This is a genomic window from Streptomyces sp. PR69 (assembly GCF_026420845.1).
GTDB lineage: Bacteria > Actinomycetota > Actinomycetes > Streptomycetales > Streptomycetaceae > Streptomyces.
The window spans coordinates 26,898-45,716 of the sequence record NZ_JAOWCB010000031.1 but is presented as its reverse complement, the minus strand read 5'-3'; the positions used below and the strand labels follow the sequence as shown (position 1 = coordinate 45,716).

At 74.2% G+C, this 18,819-nt stretch carries 12 protein-coding genes; 6 read left to right on the top strand and 6 right to left on the bottom strand.

Going from position 1 to position 18,819, the window contains the following annotated elements; translation table 11 throughout:
• Positions 1–4 precede the first annotated feature (4 nt).
• From OF819_RS23700 to lanKC, 4 genes are all read right to left on the bottom strand, one after another.
• Positions 5–2,131, bottom strand: a complete 2,127-nt coding sequence (locus OF819_RS23700) for an ABC transporter ATP-binding protein (RefSeq protein ID WP_267245647.1) — start codon at positions 2,129–2,131, stop codon at positions 5–7.
• Positions 2,128–3,945 (bottom strand): ABC transporter transmembrane domain-containing protein, encoded by a 1,818-nt coding sequence (locus OF819_RS23695; RefSeq protein ID WP_267245646.1) that lies wholly within the window; start codon positions 3,943–3,945, stop codon positions 2,128–2,130. Before OF819_RS23695 ends, OF819_RS23700 begins: the two co-directional genes overlap by 4 nt.
• Positions 3,946–4,054: 109 nt before the next feature.
• Positions 4,055–4,183, bottom strand: coding sequence for a SapB/AmfS family lanthipeptide (locus tag OF819_RS23690; RefSeq protein WP_267245645.1), 129 nt, complete (start codon positions 4,181–4,183; stop codon positions 4,055–4,057).
• A gap of 15 nt (positions 4,184–4,198) precedes the next feature.
• The gene (gene lanKC, locus OF819_RS23685) at positions 4,199–6,901 is read right to left on the bottom strand and encodes a class III lanthionine synthetase LanKC (protein ID WP_267245644.1); all 2,703 of its coding nucleotides are present in this window, start codon (positions 6,899–6,901) and stop codon (positions 4,199–4,201) included.
• A 216-nt stretch (positions 6,902–7,117) separates the two neighbouring features.
• Here lanKC and OF819_RS23680 point away from each other — a divergent pair, with 216 nt between their 5' ends.
• Positions 7,118–8,788 carry a hypothetical protein gene (locus tag OF819_RS23680; RefSeq protein ID WP_267245643.1) on the top strand — a complete coding sequence of 557 codons (1,671 nt, stop codon included), beginning with the start codon at positions 7,118–7,120 and terminating at the stop codon, positions 8,786–8,788.
• Between the two features lie 43 nt (positions 8,789–8,831).
• Complete coding sequence (locus OF819_RS23675) at positions 8,832–9,407, top strand: YbaK/EbsC family protein (protein ID WP_267245642.1); 576 nt, start codon at positions 8,832–8,834, stop codon at positions 9,405–9,407.
• Positions 9,408–9,480: 73 nt separating this feature from the next.
• On the opposite strand, the gene OF819_RS23670 is transcribed toward OF819_RS23675, so the two are convergent.
• Complete coding sequence (locus OF819_RS23670; RefSeq protein ID WP_267245641.1) at positions 9,481–12,081, bottom strand: NACHT domain-containing protein; 2,601 nt, start codon at positions 12,079–12,081, stop codon at positions 9,481–9,483.
• A gap of 151 nt (positions 12,082–12,232) precedes the next feature.
• On the opposite strand from OF819_RS23670, the gene OF819_RS23665 reads away from it, so the two are divergent.
• From OF819_RS23665 to OF819_RS23655, 3 genes are all read left to right on the top strand, one after another.
• Positions 12,233–12,511: a hypothetical protein gene (locus OF819_RS23665; RefSeq protein ID WP_267245640.1), complete on the top strand. Its 279-nt coding sequence runs from the start codon at positions 12,233–12,235 to the stop codon at positions 12,509–12,511.
• Positions 12,512–12,901: 390 nt separating this feature from the next.
• The gene (locus tag OF819_RS23660) at positions 12,902–14,431 is read left to right on the top strand and encodes an APC family permease (protein ID WP_416370611.1); all 1,530 of its coding nucleotides are present in this window, start codon (positions 12,902–12,904) and stop codon (positions 14,429–14,431) included.
• Between the two features lie 66 nt (positions 14,432–14,497).
• Positions 14,498–15,184 (top strand): DUF2278 family protein, encoded by a 687-nt coding sequence (locus OF819_RS23655; RefSeq protein ID WP_267245638.1) that lies wholly within the window; start codon positions 14,498–14,500, stop codon positions 15,182–15,184.
• 42 nt (positions 15,185–15,226) lie between these two features.
• On the opposite strand, the gene OF819_RS23650 is transcribed toward OF819_RS23655, so the two are convergent.
• Positions 15,227–16,219, bottom strand: a complete 993-nt coding sequence (locus OF819_RS23650) for a DUF3048 domain-containing protein (protein ID WP_267245637.1) — start codon at positions 16,217–16,219, stop codon at positions 15,227–15,229.
• Positions 16,220–16,379: 160 nt separating this feature from the next.
• On the opposite strand from OF819_RS23650, the gene OF819_RS23645 reads away from it, so the two are divergent.
• A complete protein-coding gene (locus OF819_RS23645) occupies positions 16,380–18,803 on the top strand; it encodes a phosphoketolase (protein ID WP_267245636.1) in 2,424 nt (807 codons plus the stop codon).
• Positions 18,804–18,819 lie beyond the last annotated feature (16 nt).

The following is an 18,819-nucleotide window of genomic DNA, read 5'->3' as shown; positions in this document are numbered from 1 at the left end:
CCGCTCAGGGTCCGCCCTGCCAGTGGGCGAAGAGCTCGCGGTAGCGGGCCGACCGGCGCAGCAGCTCCTCGTGCGTGCCGCACACGGCCCCCGCCGGGTCCAGTACGAGAACGCGGTCCGCGCGGCGGGCGGACGACAGCCGATGCGCCACCACCAGCAGCGTTCCGGGCCGTTCGGCCAGCGCACGTTCGGCCCGCGCCTCGGCCGCCGGATCGAGATGACAGGTGGCCTCGTCCAGGATGAGCAGCGGGGCGGGTGCGGCGTAGGCCCGCGCCAGGCACAGCAGTTGACGTTCGCCTTCGGAAAGCACAGCCGGGTCGAGCATGGCGTCCAGACCGCCGATGCGGGCTGTCAGCGGGCCGAGCCCCAGGGCGTCCACGGCCGCTGCCCCGTCGCTGGAGGAGGCGTCGGGGTTCAGCTGCAAGAGGTTCTCACGGACGGTGCCCGTGAACAGATACGCCTGTTGCGGTATGAGCACACGCCGCTGCGCCAGTTCGGCCGCGGTCATGGCGTCGACCGGCTCTCCCGCCAGCCATACGGCCCCCTCGTCAGGGGTGAGCAGTCCGGACAGCACATGCGTCAGCGTGGACTTGCCGGCCCCGCTCGGCCCCACGACGGCGAGGTGCTCGCCGGCCCGCACCGTCAGATCGAGACGATTCACGACCGGGCGGGTACGCGGCCCGTACGACACGGTCACCGCCCGGCACTCGACCGCCGGGCCGCTTGCCGCCGGGGCTCCGCCCCGGACCCCGTTTCCGGGGGCTCCGCCCCCGGACCCCCGTGCCTCAGTCTGCTCCGGATTTCGTCCGGGGGTACCCCCGGACGAAGCCGGACTGCGCGGCCCCTCGCGCCTCGAACTGTCCCGGACGGGCCGGAAGATCCAGCCCGTCCGGCGTTTGAGGACACGGCCGAAGGCCGTACGGGGGGTCTGGGGGCGTGCCCCCGGTTGCGGGATGTGGGGGTCCCCCACGCCCCCAGGGCACAGGGGGAGGGGCGGGGGAGAAGCCCCCCGGTCCGCCGCGCGGGCCCCGGCCTCCGCCGGCATGGGCGGCTGCTGACCGGCCAGGCGGTCGAGCACCACCAGCAGCCGCGCCCCCGCCGCCCCCACCGCCGTCATCAGCGCATGGAGCGCGGGCAGCAGCGCCTGCGCCAGATAGGCGAGCGCGCCCAGCAGCGCGCCCGCGGTGACGCCCTGCTCCAGCAGCCACGGGGTGGCGGCCAGCAGCACGAGGACGGGAAGCTGCCCGGCCACGCCCAGTGCCAGCGTGCGGACGGCCGCCCAGCGGGCCAGCGACCGCGCCGCTGCCGCCGCCTGCCCGATCAGGTGCTGTGCCTCCTGCTCCATGGCGGGCTGCGTGCCGCACGCCACGATGTCCCGCAGCCCGGTCCGCAAGGACCCGGCCAGTTCGGCGAACGCCTCGTCGCGGTCCAGGAACCGCCGCTGGGCCGCCGCCATCGGCCGCAGCGTGGCGAGGAACAGCAGCAGTCCCGCGGCCAGCGGCGGCAGTACGACCACGAGCAGCTGCGGTGCGAGCGAGACCAGACCGGCCAGTGCGCCCGCGGCGGTGAACACGAACGACCGGGCGGTGAAGACGAGTCCGGCGAAGGAGTCCCGGGCGATCTCAGTCTGGTGCGTCAGCCGCGAGACGACCGCGCTGTGCCCCCGCGTCGCCGCCCGCGCCGCGCCGCCCTCGGTCGCCTCGTGCAGCGCGACGGCCACGGCTCTGCGGACCAGACCGTCCCGCAACGGCTCAACCAGCTCCGCCAGCTGGGCGAACACCCCTCGCACGACCGGCCCCCCGGCCAGGACCGCCACCGCGGCGGCCGTCAGCCACAGCAGCCCCACGTCCGTGCGTCCCGCCAGGAACCCCCGGTCCAGGGCCTGCGCCAGACAGTAGCCGCCGAGGAACGTCTGCGCGGACTCCAGCAGCGACCACACCGCCAGCCTGGCCAGCACGCCCTTGCGGCGTGCGAGGAAACGCCGGGCCTGCGGGAGCAGCCGGGCCGACGCCCCGCGCCCGCCGTCCGTTCCGCCACCGCCCGCACCCGCGCCCAGGCCGCCGGGGCCGCGGGCCAAAGTGACGGTGAGCTTCTGCGCCGTCGCCGCCCGGGCGGCAGCGATCGGCTTCATGGGACAGGCCGCCGTTCCGCCGAATCCCCACCGGGAAGCGCGCCGCCACCGGGAGACGCGTCGTCACCGGGAAGCGCGCCGTCACCGGCAGCCGGGTCGTCACCGGCGAACACGGCACGGTACGCGGCGTTCCGCCACAGGTCGGCGTGCCCGCCCACCGCCCGTATCCGCCCGGATTCCAGCCACACCACCGCATCCGCCCGGGCGGCCGAGGACGGCCGGTGGGCGACGATCAGCCGGGTGCCGGGACGCACCTGACGCACCAGCGCCCTGACCACCTCCCGCTCGGTCGCCGTGTCCAGACTGGATGTGGCGTCGTCGAGGACCAGCAGCCGCCCCGCATGGGCGAAGGCCCGCGCCAGCCCCAGCCGCTGAAGCTCGCCGCCGGACAGCGGAACCCGGCCGACGGGCGTGTCATAGCCGTGGGGAAGCAGCCGCAGGAAGCCGTCCGCGCCCGCGGCCCGCGCCGCCGCCCTGACCCGCGCGGGCGAGACGGTCTCGGCCCCCCAGGCCACCGCGTCGCCGACGGCGCAGCCGAAGAGCACAGGCCGTTCGAAGGCGTACCCGACCTCGCACCGCAGCTCCCGGTGCTCCACCTGGTCCAGCCGTACCCCGTCGAGGAGCACCTCGCCCCGGTCGGGATCGGCCAGCCGTCCGGCGACCGCCGCCAGCGTCGACTTCCCCGCCCCCGAACGCCCCACGACGGCCACGGTGCTGCCTCCCGGCACCAGCAGATCGACCCCGTCGAGCACCCGCCGTCCGTCGCGCTCCACCCGTACCCCGCGCAGTTCGAGCGTGCCCGCGCCGCCGCGCGGCAGTCGCGTCCGCCCGTAGCGCACGGCCTCAAGCGCCAGCAGCTCGGCGGTGCGCCGGGCCGCCGCCCTGCCGCGCACCAGCGCTCCGAGATGCCCGGCGACCGCGCCGGCGCCCGCCGCGAGAGCCGCGTAACGGGAGGCCGCCAGCAGCTCGCCGACGCTGAGCCTGCCGGAGCCCACACCGGCCCCGCCGACCGCCAGCACCACGGTGATCAGCAGCGGCATCAGCACACCGCTGCGTGCCACCGCGCTGCCGTGCACCCGCCACATGCGCCGCCCCTGTACGGCCAGTTCACCCAGCGGCGCGAGGATCCGCTCCCGCTCCCGGCCGGCCGTCCCGGCGGCGGCGATCGTCCGCGCCCCGCCCAGGGCTTCCAGCAGCCGGGACGCGATCTCGGACTGGACGCGCTGATAGCGGGCGACGCTGTCGGACGAGTGCCGGGCGAAGGCGCGCAGCAGCAGCGCCAGCGCGGGCAGCCCGGCCGTGAACGCCAGCCCGGTCCACGGGTCGATCACGAAGAGGGCGATCAGCGCTCCGGACGGCGCGAGCACCGACGCCGCGAGCTGTCCCGCGGCGGCCGGCGCGGCCCCCGCCTCGGTGGCGTGCGCCGACATGCGGGTGGCCACATCGCCGGGGGAGAAGCGCGCGGCCCGGTCCGGCGCCGCCGCCAGCAGCCGCCGTACGCCCGCGGACCGCAGCCACGCCGTCGAGTGCGCGCCCGCCGCCCCGGACAGGAAGGCGAGGGCCGCGTCCAGCAGCACCTCCGCGGCGAGAAGGACCGTGCAGACCGGCAGCCAGGTCCGCGCTCCGGGCTGCTGCCGCAGCAGCAGATCGAGGGTGTGGCCCAGGGCGGCGGGAAGGGCGAGCGAGACGGCGGCGGAGGCCGACGCGCACAGGAACACGCCTGCCGTGCGGCCCGCGCTGTGCCGGGCGGCGCGCAGCAGCAGGCGGTCCGCGGACGGCGCGCCGTGTGCGTCCGCCTCCTCGCGTGCGCTCATGGTGTGGGGCCGCTCCTCGCGTCTGCGTCGGTCGCGTCGTCGCCTCCGCACGGCGGACCGCAGGCCCCGGACCGACGAGGGGCCGGGACCTGCGGCGGGCGATGCGGGGTCAGTTGCAGGTGGTGACGCTCAGGGAGCTGTCGCCGCACAGCAGCAGGCTGGCGCGGCTGCCGGTGGCCACATCGCCGACGGCCTCTTCCTTCGGGGTTTCCAGGGACTGCAGGTCAAGAAGCGTCATCGTCGTTTCCTCTCCTTACGTGGGGACGGTGTTTTCTGCCTCGGCCCCGCGAGGGGCCGGCTTGTGGGGCCGCTTCAGCGGCGGCAGGAACGGCAGATGCGCTCCGCCGTCGCCCAGGGCGGCGGCGAGCGCCAGCAGACAGCCCGCGGATCCGGTGGACAGATCCATGGACAGCCGCATCATCTGCTCTCCGGGGAAGGCCAGGTGGCCTCGGTAGCGCATCGCGTGCCACGCCAGGGCGTCGATCTGCCGTCGCACATCGGCGGGGCCGGCGCCCGGGCCGGGCGCGGTCGTACGGCTCAGATACAGCACCATGCCGGCCGCACCGCGGAACAGCCCGGGCTGCGCGCAGAAGGTCGCCTGCGCCGCCCGCACGATCTCGGCGCGGGCCTGCTCGAACCGTGCGTCCGCGCGGTGCCGGAGGAAGTCGTCGAGGACCATCCCGATGCCGACGCTGCCCGCGCCCAGATACGGCATGGTGCGCCAGCCCTCGTCGACCTGGAGCGTGCCGTACGCGCCGGTCACACAGCGCTCCAGGTCGCGGCGGAGGGCTTCGCCGGCCAGGTCGAGCAGCCCGCTGTCGCCGGTGCGTTCGTACAGGCGGAGAAAGAGCAGCGCCGGACCCGACGCGCCGTGCAGCAGCCCCGCACGCCGATACCCGCCCGCGGCCCCGGCAGCCCCTGCGGACCCGGCCGCCTCCCGGCCGTGCGGCCGCATCGGCAGGGCCGCCAGGTCCGCACAGCGCAGCGCCGCCTTGTGCAGGGCCTGTTCCCCGGTGGACGCGGCGAGCGAGTCCAGCGCGAGCCCGAGGCCGGCGGCGCCGCTGTGCAGACCGGGGCCCAGCGCGTCCCACGGCTGTTTGAGGACGAGCTCCGCCAGCTGAAGGGCCCGCTCTCGGCGGCCCAGCCGGTCCAGGGTCCAGGCAAGCCCCGCGAGACCGTCGAAGAAGCCCAGCGGAGTCCCCGACTCGGGCTGCGCGGTGCGCTTCAGCAGCCACTCCTCCGCCTCGTCGCACCGCGGCGCCCCGCTCTCGCCGAGCGCGTACAGCACTCCGGCCGTGCCGTAGCCGAACGACAGCCCGCCGCCCGCCGCGGCGAACTGAGCGATGTCGCCCGGGAAGAAGCGGTCGTCGCGCTCCGGCGTGGCCGCGGCGAGGATGCCGCGCACCAGGGAGTCCCGGCCGGCCGGCCAGTCGCCGGGCTCCGCCGGCAGATACCGCCTCCCCGGGGGCTCCGGCGCGGGACGGCCGGACCGGACGGCGGACCGGGGGCCGGACCGGGAGGCGGACGGCTCCCGCAGGATCTCCTCCACCCCGCGGAAGAGGAACTCCCGCGCGACGGGGAACTGTCCGGCCGCCGCCTCGGCCAGATGCGCGGCCTTGGCGCGGTCGACCGCGAGCAGACTGGTCAGCGGGATGAACAGCGCCAGGCGCAGACACGCCAGGGCGTACCGGTCGACGTCGAGGCCCCGCCGGTCCGGCGGCGCGACAAAGCCGGGGTTGGCCACGGTCTGCCGCCCGTCCTCCTCCACGGGGCGGGCCGCCTCGAAGTCCAGGAGCACCGCTCTCGACTCGTCGTCGTCGAGCATCACATTGAACAGATGAAGGTCGTTGAAGACGATGCCGCGGCCGTGCACCGCCTCGACCGCCTCCTCCACCAGTCCGTGCACCCGCACCGCCCACGCGGCGTACTCCGCCAGCCGCTCCGGCCCGGGATCGGCGTCGATCAGCGGATGGCGGCGTGCGAAGAAGGAGTTGAGCGGCTTGCCGGCGATATGCTCCAGCACCAGGAAACGGTGGTCGCCGAGGACGAACGCGTCCTTTGCCTCCGGTGTGCAGCGCAGGCCCGACAGCCGCTCCAGGGCCGCGCGTTCCCGCTCCAGCCGCCGCACCGCGTCCGCGCCGTCCGCCGCCAGCCCGGCGAACGGCCGCGCCTCCTTCAGCACCACCCGCTCGCCGGTGCGCTTGTCGCGCGCCTCGTACACCCCGCCGCCGTTGGAGAAGTGCAGCGCCCGCTCGATCGCGTACGGCAGTCCGGCCACTTGGGGGCCCGAGGCGCGGGCCTCGACATGGGGACGCAGAAACGCCGGCAGGGCGACCCAGTCCGGCACCTGGAAGGAGGGGCCGCGCACATCGGGCACCAGCGTGCCGTCGGGCCGCCGGACGGCGGGGGTCAGCTCGCCGCGCTCGTCATAGCAGTGCCGCCGGGTGAAGCTGCCGTACCGCAGATACACCGGGCCGCCGCCGAAGCGCACATCGCTGAGGATGTACGGGCCCTCCTCACCGGCGAGCAGACCGTCCAACTCGGCCGCGACGACGCCGCACCGGCTGTCGTTGGCCGGGTAGACGGTGATGAACTTCCCGCTGCCGCTGCGTTCGGCGTACTTGGCGTTCCGCGTGTGCAGCAGATAGGGGCTGGGCACGAACTTGAACGCGATGCCGCGGGCGACACAGTGGTCCCACACCCGCTCCAGCACCGACGCCGCGTTGTCCAGGCACGCCGACACATGGATTTTCCACCCCTGGTCGGGCAGCCGGCAGTCCGCCGGCCGCAGCGCGAGCCAGTCGCCCGCCCGGTGGCGCTGCCAGCCCTCCGGGACCGGCCGCCGCGCCGCCGCGTACACCGAGTGACGGCCCTCGCCCGAGACGGAGGCCAGCCGGTGGGGCGCGTCATAGAAGTGCCGGTCCGCATCGCAGAACACGGCATACCCCTTGTCCACGCACACTCCTTTCGGCCGGCGGCAGGTCGGCGGTTGCGGACGACACGACGGTGGCACGGGGCGGCTGAGGACCGACAGTCACAACTGTCACCATCCGCCCGTGCGGTACGCACGAGTACGGCCGCGGGCAAGCCCCTTCACCCGATGGAGGGGTGACATGCCGCCGCGGGCGCGGATGGCCCCGGGCGGCTCCTGTGCCGCCCCTACAGTCGCCGCGTGCTCAACCAGCCCGCCGCCACCGCGCCCACCGGGGCCTCCCGCACCGCGGACACCCCCCGCCTGCCGGGTCCCCGCCGCCCGCGCCGTTACGGCCTGCCGCGCCGCCGCCTCGCCCGCGCCCGGCTGCCGCTGTCGGTCACCGCGGCATCCGTGCCGCTGTACGCGCTGTGGGCCGGGTGGCTGGCCACGGGCGCCGGGGACCTGGCGGCGCAGATCGCCTGGGCCTCCTTCGCCGGGCGCCATCCGGGCGGGGCGTACAACCTGTCGTGGTACGGGGGCATGCACCCGGCCAACTACAGCCTGCTGACACCCCATCTGATGGCCCTCGCAGGCGTGCGGGCGGTGTCCGTCTGCGCGGGCCTCGCCGCCACCTGGGCCCTGACCCGCCTGATCTGCCGCGTGCCACGGCTCACCGCGCCGCTGTGGCCCTCCCTCCTGGGCGCGGTCACCGTGTGGTGCAACATCGCCTCAGGCCGCACCACGTTCGCCGTGGGACTGGCCGCCGCCTGCTGGGCCTGCCTGCTGCTGCGCAGGCCCCTGCCGTGCGCGGCGGCCAGCGCGCTCACCGCCGCCTCCAGCCCGGTGGCCGGACTGTTTCTGCTGGTCGTCGGCGCGGCCCAGCTGCTGCTGCGCCGCCCCCGCGCCGCCGCGGCCCTGCTGCTGCCGGTGGCGCTGGTGCAGCTCTGCGTCGCCCTCGCCTTCCCGTACTGGGGTGAGCAGCCCATAGACCTGCGCACCGCGGCCCTCCCGCTTCTCCTCTGCGCCGCGACGCTCCACGCCGCGCCCCGCTCCTGGACGCTGGTACGGGCCGGGGCGGCCCTCTACGCCGCGGGCGTCGTCCTGGCGCTGGTGCTCACCACACCCGTCGGCTCCAACGTCGACCGGCTCGCGCTGGTCGCGGGCCCGCCGCTGCTGCTCACCGCCCTGCTCACCGCACCCGGCCGCGACCCCCGCGCCGACACCGCCCCGGCCTCGCGCCCCGCACGCCGCGCCGCCGTCCTCCTCGCCGCCGTCCTGGCCGGTTCGGCATGGACGCTCGGCAGATGCGCCGACGATCTGCGCCACTCCGTACACGTCCCGGCCTGGGCCGGCCACACCCGCGCGGTGACCGAGGAACTGCGCCGCCTGGGCGCCCACCGCTCCCGCATCGAGGTCGTGCCCGCCCGCGACCACCGCGAGTCCTGGCTGCTCGCCCGCCGCTTCCAGCTCGCCCGCGGCTGGAACCGCCAGCTCGACGTGGAACGCGCACGGCTCTTCTACGACGGCACCCTCGACGCCCGCACCTACCGCGCCTGGCTCGACCGCTGGGCCGTCGGCCATGTCGTCCTGCACACCGGCCGGCCCGACGGCCCCGCCGCCGCCGAAGCCGCGCTCATCGCCACCCGCCCCCCGTGGCTGCGGCAGGTCTGGCACGACGACCACTGGACCGTCTTCGCCGTCGACGGCGCGACGCCGCTGGCCGACGGATCCGGCCGCATCGTCCGCGCCGCGCCCGCCGAAGTGGTCCTCACCGTCGACCGCCCCGGCCCCGTCACCGTACGCGTCCGCCATTCCCCCTGGCTGCGCGCGGACAACGGCGCCGCCGTCCGGGCCGACGGCGAATGGACCCGGCTGACCGCCCCGCGGGCCGGCCGCTACCGGCTCTGGGCCCCCTACCTCCGCCTCTGACCACCCATCCGCCCTCGCACGGCACACCGGCTACCCTCCCTCCATGAGCGACAGCCTGCGCGCCCCGTTCGGGAACTTCACCGCCGTCAGCCCCGCCCTGGACGCCGCCGGCCTCCTCGCCGGCCCGGTGGCCGAGGCGCTGCGCACCTGGGACAAGCGGGAAGCGGCCGCATCCGCGCTGTATGCGGACACCGACCCCGACAAGGCCGACACCGCCGTCTTCTGCGAGACATACGATGTGTCGCCCGGGAACTCCGCCAACTGCGTCGTGGTCGCCGCGAAACGAGGCGGCGTCACCACCCTCGCGGCCTGTCTCGCCCTCGCCCACAGCCGGGTCGACGTGAACAACGCCGTCCGCCGCCGCCTTGAGGCGCGCAAGGCCTCGTTCGCGCCGCGTGACACGGCGGTCGCCGAGACCGGCATGGAGTACGGCGGCATCACCCCCGTCGGACTGCCCGCCGGCTGGCGGCTGCTCATCGACGACGCGGTCGCCGCCGTCGACTGGGTCCTCGTCGGCAGCGGTCGCCGCCGAGGCAAGCTGATCCTCCCCGGAAACGCCCTGGCCCAGCTCCCCGGAGCCGAGATCCTGCCCGGACTGGGCGTGCGGGCCGCCGACTGAGCCCCCGTCAGGGAAGCGGGAGCGGCTGCACGCTGAGGCGACCGTATGAAGCCGCCTGAACCGCCCGCGCCCCTCACCCCCGCGGGCTCTGCACCACCTCGACGCCCTCCGGCACACCGCTCACCCGGGGCGCCGACGAAGGGCTGACGCGCAGCGTGCCCAGCCGCGGAAAGGCCGACAGCCAGGCGAGCGAGCCGCCCAGGTCATAGCCGAGCCACAGATGCGTCACCCGCTCCCGCGGCAGCGTCCTGGTCAGCTCCTCGGGGGAGAGCGGCCCGGCGATATGGACCCGGCTGCGGCCGCCGAGGGACGCCAGGGCGCGCAGTTCCTCCCGGTCGGTGACCGTGAAGTACAGATCCCGCTCGTCCAGATGGGCGATGATCTCCCTGGCATAGCGGGCCGTGTCGAACCGCCGCCAGGCGTACGCCAGCTGAGCGCGCGTCTCCAGACGTGTGCGGTCCCGCAGCCCGGCGAGATAGTCGATGGCCATGTCGTCCGCGACCGAGCTGGCCGTGATCGCGAGGATATGGGCCTCGTCGTCGCCGACCGCCGCCGGATCGGGCAGCATCTCCAGCACGATCGGGCCGATCCAGCCCAGCGCCCGCGCCGCGGCCGGAGTGGTGGGCCGGACGATGTCGCGGGTGAAGCGCTGCACCCGGGCCCGCACCTCCGGGTCGATCTCGCTGGCGTGCTCCAGACAGGCCGCGGCGAGCAGTTTGCGGTGACGGGAGGCAGCGGCCCGCAGCCCCGGCTGCGGGGCCAGCAGCCTGGTCAGCAGGTCCGCGCACTCGTCGGGCCGCGACAGCGACACGGCCATCCGGAACACATCCTCCCACTCCGTCAGATGCGCATGGTTGAGCAGCAGTCCGAAGTCATGCCGCTGCACCGTCGCATCGGCCGCCAGATAGTCCTGGAACGTACGGTGGATGAAGTCGACCGCGCCCGGCGCGGGTTCACGCAGCAGACCCGTCCGGTTGAGCAGATGGCGGTAGATCTGCTCCGCGTCGCCCTGACGGGCGGCCTCCGGCACCGCCGGCAGATGCTGCGCCAGGATGTCCACGGCCACCTCCCGGTCCATCTCGGATCTGCCGTTGATCAGCATCCAGTGCGCCAGCTTCTGCAGCAGCTGGATCTTCGGCTGGCGCGGCAGATCGATCCCGTCGGTCGGCACCAGCACCGCACGCTCCCGGTCCCGGCGCTCCAGCAGCATCGACAGCGCGGCGTCGTACAGCTCCTTGCGGCCCTTGGGCAGATAGCCGCGCCGTTCCCGGTGCAGCGCGCACAGCAGCCCGCACATCAGCGGATTGGTGGCCAGCCGCCCCAGATCACGGGTGATGCGCACCGCGCTGATCAGCGTCTGCTCATAGCGCTCCAGCCGTTCCGCGTCGGCGCTGGGCGCCTGCCGGGCGGCATGGTGCCAGCGCTGGATGAACGCGGCGACGTCGTCCCGGCTCATCGGCGCGAGCCGCAGCTCCGTGAAGCCCTCGGCCGCCAGCCAGTCCTCCCGCACCGCCGACGGGCGCGAGGTCACCAGCCAGACATTGCCGGGATACAGGGCCGTCCACTCGCGCAGCCGGTGCCGCAGCTGCTCGCGCTGACTCTCCGGCGCCTCGTCGACCCCGTCGAGCAGCACAAGACCACGCCCTGCCGACAGCACCCGGTCCGCCCACCCGGCAGGCTGCGCCTCCGCCCCCGGATAGCCGACGGCGCGCAGAAAGTCTCCCGGCGTGGGAAAGCCGTCCCGTACGAACCGCCGCACCGGCAGCATGAACGGCACCCGGCGGTGCAGTCCGGCCAGCGGCTCGGGCAGCTCGCCCCTGGCGGTGGACACCGCCAGCCACTGCATGAGCGTCGTCTTGCCCGAACCCGCCACGCCCCGCAGCAGAATCCGCGTCAGCCCGGACAGCGCCTGAGCGGCCGGGACCGCCGCGCCCGCCTCCTGTGGCTCATCGTCCCCAGCCGGCTCGCTCTCGCACCGCAGACCGAGATAGGCGGTGCTCAGCGGCCAGGTGTCGGGGGAGTGCGCCAGATCGATGCCGAAGATCGTCAGATGGTTGTGAAGCACCGCCGTGTCCCGGGCGAACCGCTCCTCGAACGCGGCGTCCGCCCCGGCGGGCGACGGAACGCGCTCCGCCAGACGCCGGTACCGCTGCTCCAGATCGGCCAGAAACCGCCCGTGCTCCACCAGTGTCCGCGCCGTGAACTGGGAACGGCTGCTGAAGAACTCCAGCACATGGCGGGACGCCACCTCGATCAGCAGCCCGTACAGCAGCGCCCCGTCCGCGCTGAGCTCCCGCTCGGCTCCGGGCGTCGAGGAGCGCAGATGCCGGGCGAACTCCTCGGGCCGCAGCCCGACGGCCTGCACATCGCTCATCTCGATCTCGCCCATCGCCCGCAGCGTGCGGGCCACGGCATCGGCCACGGCCGGCTCCTCCTCCGGCGCGACGGGCGGCTCACCCGGGCCGTGTACGGCACGGCGCACCAGCTCGGCGGCCAGCCGGCGCAGATCGGCCTCTGTCAGGGTGCGCTTCTCGCCCCGGAAGGACACCAGCCGCGCGATGCGGACGGGCCGGCCGACGAGCCCCGCCCCCGGACCGCCGCCGGCGAAGAGCTTCTTGACCAGATGCGAGACCACCGGCTGAGACAGCCGTCCGACCACAAGTGCGGGATCCATCCGCGTAACCCCCCGAAGAACTGGCACCCCATCACATACAGATCCCGAGGGTAGTTCCCCGCGCGCGCCAGTGGCGGTGATCGTCGCACAGCGGCGCGGAGTGCCAGACTGGAGACAAGATCTTCGGTCGGCGGCTGCGTGAGGTGCACTGATGAGCTGGGAATCGTGGACGACGACGGGACTGTACGCGGGAGCGGGAGGGGTCCGCACCGACGAGGCCGGCGTGCTGACCGGCGATGTGACCGTGCATACCACCTGGTCGAAAGGCGAGGCGCAGATCGCGGTGCAGTACAGCGGGGCGACGGACTGGTTCACCATGGCCGGGAGCCCCGTGTCGTGCGACACCGCGGAGCAGAGCCGCCGCCTGCATGACGCCGTGGTCGCCGCGATCCGCCGCGGCGGCGGCGCGACGGTCCCGACCGTGTGGTGACCCCCACGCCCCCGCCGGGGCGGCAACCCCGAATCCCCTGCCCTGGGGGCCTGCCCACATGCGTGCCCCTGGCCCGGGCGCGGGGCCCGGAAGCAGAGCCTCGGTCGGTGCCCGAGGCGCGAGGCCCGGCAGTTCCAGCCCCGCTGGCGTATGAGGCGCGGGGCTCGGGGATCGGGCTTCGGCCGGTGTTTGAGGCGTGAGGCCCGGTAATTCCAGCCCCGCCTGGGGGTACCCCCGGACGGGGCTGGGGGAGTCTGAGGCGCGGGGGTCCGGGCGCGGAGCCCCCGCACGGGTCTGGGGCGGAGCCCCAGTGCGACGCCCGGCCGCGGCCCAAGGGCCCAGCCGCCCCCCGCGCGTCGCTGGCCCGGCACCGCCCGCGGACACGGTTCCATGGGACCCGCCGCCCGACCGAAGCGAGGGAACGTGTCCGAAGAGGCCCCCCGCGCCAGCCCGCCCGACCGGCTCCAGGCCGATGCCATCGGCTTCACAGAAGCCCTGGTCATCGGCCTGAACTCCACCTCCCCGGCCTACTCGCTGGCCGCCGTCATCGGCCCGGTCGTGGCGCTGGCCGGCGTCCACGCGCCCGGCGTGATGCTCGCCTCGTTCGTGCCGATGGTGCTCATCGCCTCCGCGTTCTACTACCTCAACAAGGCCGACCAGGACTGCGGCACCACGTTCTCCTGGGTCACCCGGGCGATGGGCCCCTGGGCGGGCTGGTTCGGCGGCTGGGCCATCACCATGACCGGCGTGCTGGTGATCGGCTCGCTCGCCGACGTCGCCGTACGCTTCGCCCTGCTCGCCTTCGGCCTGGACGGCTGGGCGGACAGCGACGCCGTACGCCAGACCCTCGCCGTGCTGCTCATCGTGGTCATGACGGCCATCTGCGTGATCGGCACCGAGGCGTCCGCCCGCGTGCAGGACGTGCTGATCGCGGCGCAGGTCGTGCTGCTTCTGGTGTTCGCGGTCGTCGCCCTGTACCGCGTCTACGCGGGCGCCGGCTCACTCGGGTCCGCCGAACCGGAGCTGATGTGGCTGAATCCCTTCGGGGCCGGGGGAGCGGCGCTGACCGGCGGACTGCTACTGGGCGTGTTCATCTACTGGGGGTGGGAGTCGGCGGTCAACCTCACCGAGGAGACCGAGAACTCCGCCAGCGCCCCCGGCAAGGCCGGCATCTGGTCCACGGTGATCCTGCTGGTGACCTATCTGGCCACCGGCTTCGCCGTCGTCGCGTACGCGGGCGCCGCCTACCTCGCCGAGAACGCCGGCGAAGAGGAGACGATCTTCGCCCTGCTGGCGGGCGAGGTGATGGGAGGCTGGGACTGGGTGGTGCTGATCGCCGTCTCCACCTCCGCCCTGGCCTCCACCCAGACGACGATCATCCCCGCCTCCCGCACCGCCCTGTCCATGGCCCGGCGGCACGCCCTGCCCGCCCACTTCGCCCATATCCACCACCGCCATCACACCCCCGACGTCAGCACCTGGTGGGTGGCCGCCATCGCCGTCGCCTGGTATCTCGCGGTCAACCAGATCAGCGAGAACGCCGCCTTCGACTCGCTCACCGCGCTGTCCCTGCTGATCGCGTTCTACTACGCCCTCACCGGCGTGGCCTGCGCGGTCTACTACCGCAGGCTTCTCACCCGCAGCCCGCGCACCTTCGTCCTCGTCGGCCTCGGTCCGCTGACCGGCGCGGCGCTGCTCGTCTGGCTGCTGGCGGAGTCCGTCATCGATATGTCCGACCCCGCGAACTCCTACAGCGGGGAGTCCTGGCTCGGCCTGGGCCCGCCGCTGGTCATCGGCATCGGGATCACCGCCGTCGGCGTGATCGTCATGGTGCTGTGGCGGCTGACGGCGGCACCCTTCTGGTCGGAACGCCGCGAGACGGCCGACCCCCGCCTGCTGGACGCCGGCGCGGGGACATGACCGCGCCGCCCCTCACCCCGGTGCGCCTCACCGCGGCCGTCGGCCCCCGGTGCTTGACTGAGCGCCGTGCCACTCGACCGCTACGGCGTGCTGTCCGGAACGCTGCACCGCCACTTCCGCGACGAGCCCGACACGCAGGGCCGCTGGTTCCACGTCAATCTGGAGGTCGACGCGCCCGCCGGCCGCTACCGGTGCGCCGTCGACGTTGACAGCAAGCAGTCCGCCACCGGTGTGCAGTGGCGGACACTCACGCTTCCCGCCGCGGTCCTCGGCCCTGTGGCCGCCCTCCCGCCGGGCTGCCACGATCTCGCCCGCACCCCGGAGTCCGGCGCCCTGGACTTCGTACGGCATCCCGCGCTCTCGGGCCGCCGCCCCGGCTGCACCGCGGCAGGACCGCGGGCCCTGCCGCCCGGGCTCCGCAGACTTCTCGGGCTCCTCGGGCTCGCGGACAGGCTCGCCCCGAGGCGCCCCTGGATCTCCGGCTCCAACCTGGACGCCGCCCGCGCCCTGGAACCGATCCTCGTGCCGGGCAGAGCCGTCCTCGTCTACGGAGAGCCGTTCGACCGCGGCCTCGGGATGCACAACATCCACCAGAACCAGGGCGACCCGCCCGGCAGCCAGTGGTGGGACGAGAACGGCGTCTGGCAGGACGGTGCGACCCTCACCCGCAGGGACGACGGCCGGTACGACGTGTTCCTGTCCAAGTTCTCCACCCAGGCCGACCGCACCGACGACGACGGCCACCCGGTGTAGCGGCGGCGGACCCTGCGCCGCGGCCCTTGCGCGGCGGCAGACTCACCGGGCCGCGAGCACCACCCACACCGGCCCGCGGGCGAAGTTCAGCCGTTCCCCCGAAGGCGTGGTGAACGCCGTGCCGCCGTCCGCCGCCGGCCGGCTCCACCGGGCGTCATGCCCCCGGCCGTCCCGCAGCACCAGAGCGGTCCCCGACCCCACGGTCTCCGTGTACGGGGAGACGCTGCCGGACCGGTCCCTGAACTGTGAGCCCCGGACCTCCACGTGCTGCACCACCACGGTCGGCGCGCCGAGGCGCGCGCCGTCGGCGTCCCGCGCCGGAGCCCCGTCCATCGACACCAGCCAGCGCTCCTGCTCAGGCGACCAGGTGAAAGTGAAACGCGCGGACGGGAAGCTCACCGTGTGCTCGTCCAGCGGCTGTCCGCCCGCCGGGGCGGGACCGAACCGGAAGCCGATGTCCCGCGGCCGGTCCGCCTCCGGAGCGGCCGCCAGCGCCCGCTCCGGCCGCAGATACAGATTGTGCGGCGCGGCCCGGCCGGCGTCTCGTACATACGCCTCCGGCGCACCCCACGGCGGCAGCGCGAACAGCGGAGCCTCCTCGACCAGCGGCAGCAGCGCCGACTGGGCGCCGGAGAACGCCAGCGCCGGGCGGCCGAACTGCCGCAGCAGTTCGATGTCCGACTCGCGCGCGCTGCGCACCGGTCCCGCCGAGGGCGGCTGCTCGGAGGAGTAGACGGCGAGGAGGCGGCTCAGCCCCGCCTCGACCTGCTCGACATACACGATGTCCGCGGCGGCCAGCCCGGTGGGCGGCCGTGCCGCCCGCACATTGTCGATCTTGACGGCGAGCACCGGACCCGGCTCCGCCGTCAGCCCGGTGAACGGCGACACGGCCTTCTGCGCCGCCGTCTGCCCGGAGGACTTGCGGTCCTGCTCGCCCGCCGTGCACCCGAACAGCGCCGCACAGGCGACCGCGCATGCCGCCACGGCCGCCGTCACACCGCCGGCCCGGCGCCGCCTGTGTCTCCTTGCGCCCATCGGCAACTGCTCCCTGTCTGACTCCAGTGCACCACACCACGCCACTGCGGGCCGTGTGGACACCAGGCCGACCCATACGGCCCTGTCGGCGCGAGCGCCCGCGGAGGAAGGCTGACGGCACGTGCTCCGCACCGGTCAGCCCACCCCCTCGGAGGCATGCATGCGCCACACCGCCGCTCCACCCTCAGCCGCCGCCCCGGCCGCGTCCGACGCCCGGCCCCCGGCCGGTGCGCTGTCCGGCGACGAGCTCGCCGCCCTCGACGCCCACTGGCGGGCGGCCAACTATCTCGCCGCCGGCCAGATCTATCTGATGGACAATCCGCTGCTCGACCAGCCCCTGCGGCCCGAGCACATCAAGCCCCGGCTGCTTGGCCACTGGGGCACCTCGCCCGGACTCAACCTGATCTACACCCACCTCAACCGGGTGATCCGCACAGACCGCCGGGACGTGCTGTGCGTGTGGGGGCCCGGCCACGGCGGCCCCGCCGTCCTCGCAGGCAGCTGGCTGGACGGCTCGTACACCCGGACGTACCCCGACGTCACCCGCGACGCCGCCGGCATGGCGCGGCTGTTCCGGCAGTTCTCCTTCCCGGGCGGCGTGCCCAGCCATGTCGCCCCAGAGACCCCCGGCTCCATCCACGAAGGCGGTGAACTGGGCTATGCCCTCTCCCACGCCTACGGCGCCGCACTGGACAACCCCCACCTCCTGGTCGCCTGTGTGATCGGCGACGGAGAGGCCGAGACCGGCCCGCTGGCCGCCTCCTGGCACTCCGACAAGTTCCTCGACCCGGTGCACGACGGAGCGGTGCTGCCGATCCTCCACCTCAACGGGTACAAGATCGCCAATCCCGCCGTGCTCGCCCGGCTGCCCGAACCCGAGCTGGACGAGCTGCTGCGCGGCTGCGGACACCTCCCGATTCACGTCAGCGGCGACGAGCCGCCCGCCGTGCACCGGGCCCTGGCCGCGGCCCTCGACCGCGCGCTGGAGCTCATCGAGCGAATCCAGCGCACGGCCCGCGCCGAAGGCGGCGTCGAACGCCCCCGCTGGCCGGTCGTCGTGCTGCGCACCCCCAAGGGCTGGACCGGCCCCGCAGGCGTCGACGGGCAGCCCGTCGAAGGCACCTGGCGCTCCCACCAGGTGCCCCTGGCCGGGGTCCGGGAGAATCCGGACCATCTGCGGCAGCTGGAGGACTGGCTGCGCTCCTACCGTCCCGCGGAGCTGTTCGACGCCGACGGCCGCCCCCGCCCCCGCGTGCTGGCCTGCGTCCCCGACGGCGACCGGCGGCTGGGCGCCACCCCGTACGCCAACGGGGGCCTGCTGCTGCGCGAGCTGCCGCTGCCGCCGCTGGAACGGCACACGGTGCCGGTCGACAAACCCGGCACCGTCCTTCATGAGCCGACCGCCGTCCTCGGGACCTATCTCGAAGAGCTGATGAAGGCGACCGCCGACCGCCGCGACTTCCGTCTCGTCGGCCCCGACGAGACCGCCTCCAACCGGCTCCAGGCCGTCTACGGGGCGACGGGCAAGGCCTGGCAGGCAGACGTCCGCCCGGTCGACGAACACCTCGACCGGCACGGGCGGGTGATGGAGATCCTCTCCGAACACACCTGCCAGGGCTGGCTGGAGGGCTACCTCCTCACTGGCCGCCACGGCCTGTTCTCCTGCTACGAGGCCTTCGCCCACATCGTCGACTCCATGGTCAACCAGCACATCAAATGGCTGCGCGTCACCCGGCGGCTGCCCTGGCGACGCCCGATCGCCTCCCTCAACTATCTGCTGACCTCGCATGTGTGGCGGCAGGACCACAACGGCTTCTCCCACCAGGACCCCGGTTTCATCGACCACGTCCTCAACAAGGCCCCGGAAGTCGTGCGCGTCTACCTCCCGCCCGACGCCAACACCCTGCTGTGCGTCGCCGACCATGTGCTGCGCAGCCGCGACCGCGTCAATGTCGTCGTCGCCGGAAAACAGCCCTGCTTCGACTGGCTGACGCCCGAACAGGCCCGCGCCCATTGCGCACGCGGCGTCGGCGTCTGGCAGTGGGCGGGCTCCGAGGACGGCCACCGCGACCCCGACGTGGTGCTGGCCTGCGCCGGGGACGTCCCCACCCAGGAGGTCCTGGCCTGCGCCCTGCTGCTGCGCCGCCATCTGCCGGACCTCGCCGTGCGCGTCGTCAACGTCGTCGACCTGGCCCGGCTGCTGCCCCGCGAGGAACACCCCCACGGCATGACCGACGCCGAGTACGACGCCCTGTTCACCCGCGACAAGCCGGTCATCTTCGCCTACCACGGCTATCCGTGGCTCATTCACCGTCTGGCCTACCGGCGTGTCGGGCACCCCCAGCTGCATGTCCGGGGATACAAGGAGATCGGCACCACGACGACCCCCTTCGACATGGTCGTCGGCAACGACCTCGACCGCTTCCGGCTCGTCATGGACGTCATCGACCGTGTGCCGGGCCTCGCGGTGCGCGCCGCCGCCGTACGACAGCACATGGAGGACGCCCGCACCCGGCACCACGCCTGGATCCGCGAACACGGCCAGGACCTGCCCGAGGTCCTGGACTGGAGCTGGACGGGCTGACCGCCGCCGGGACCGG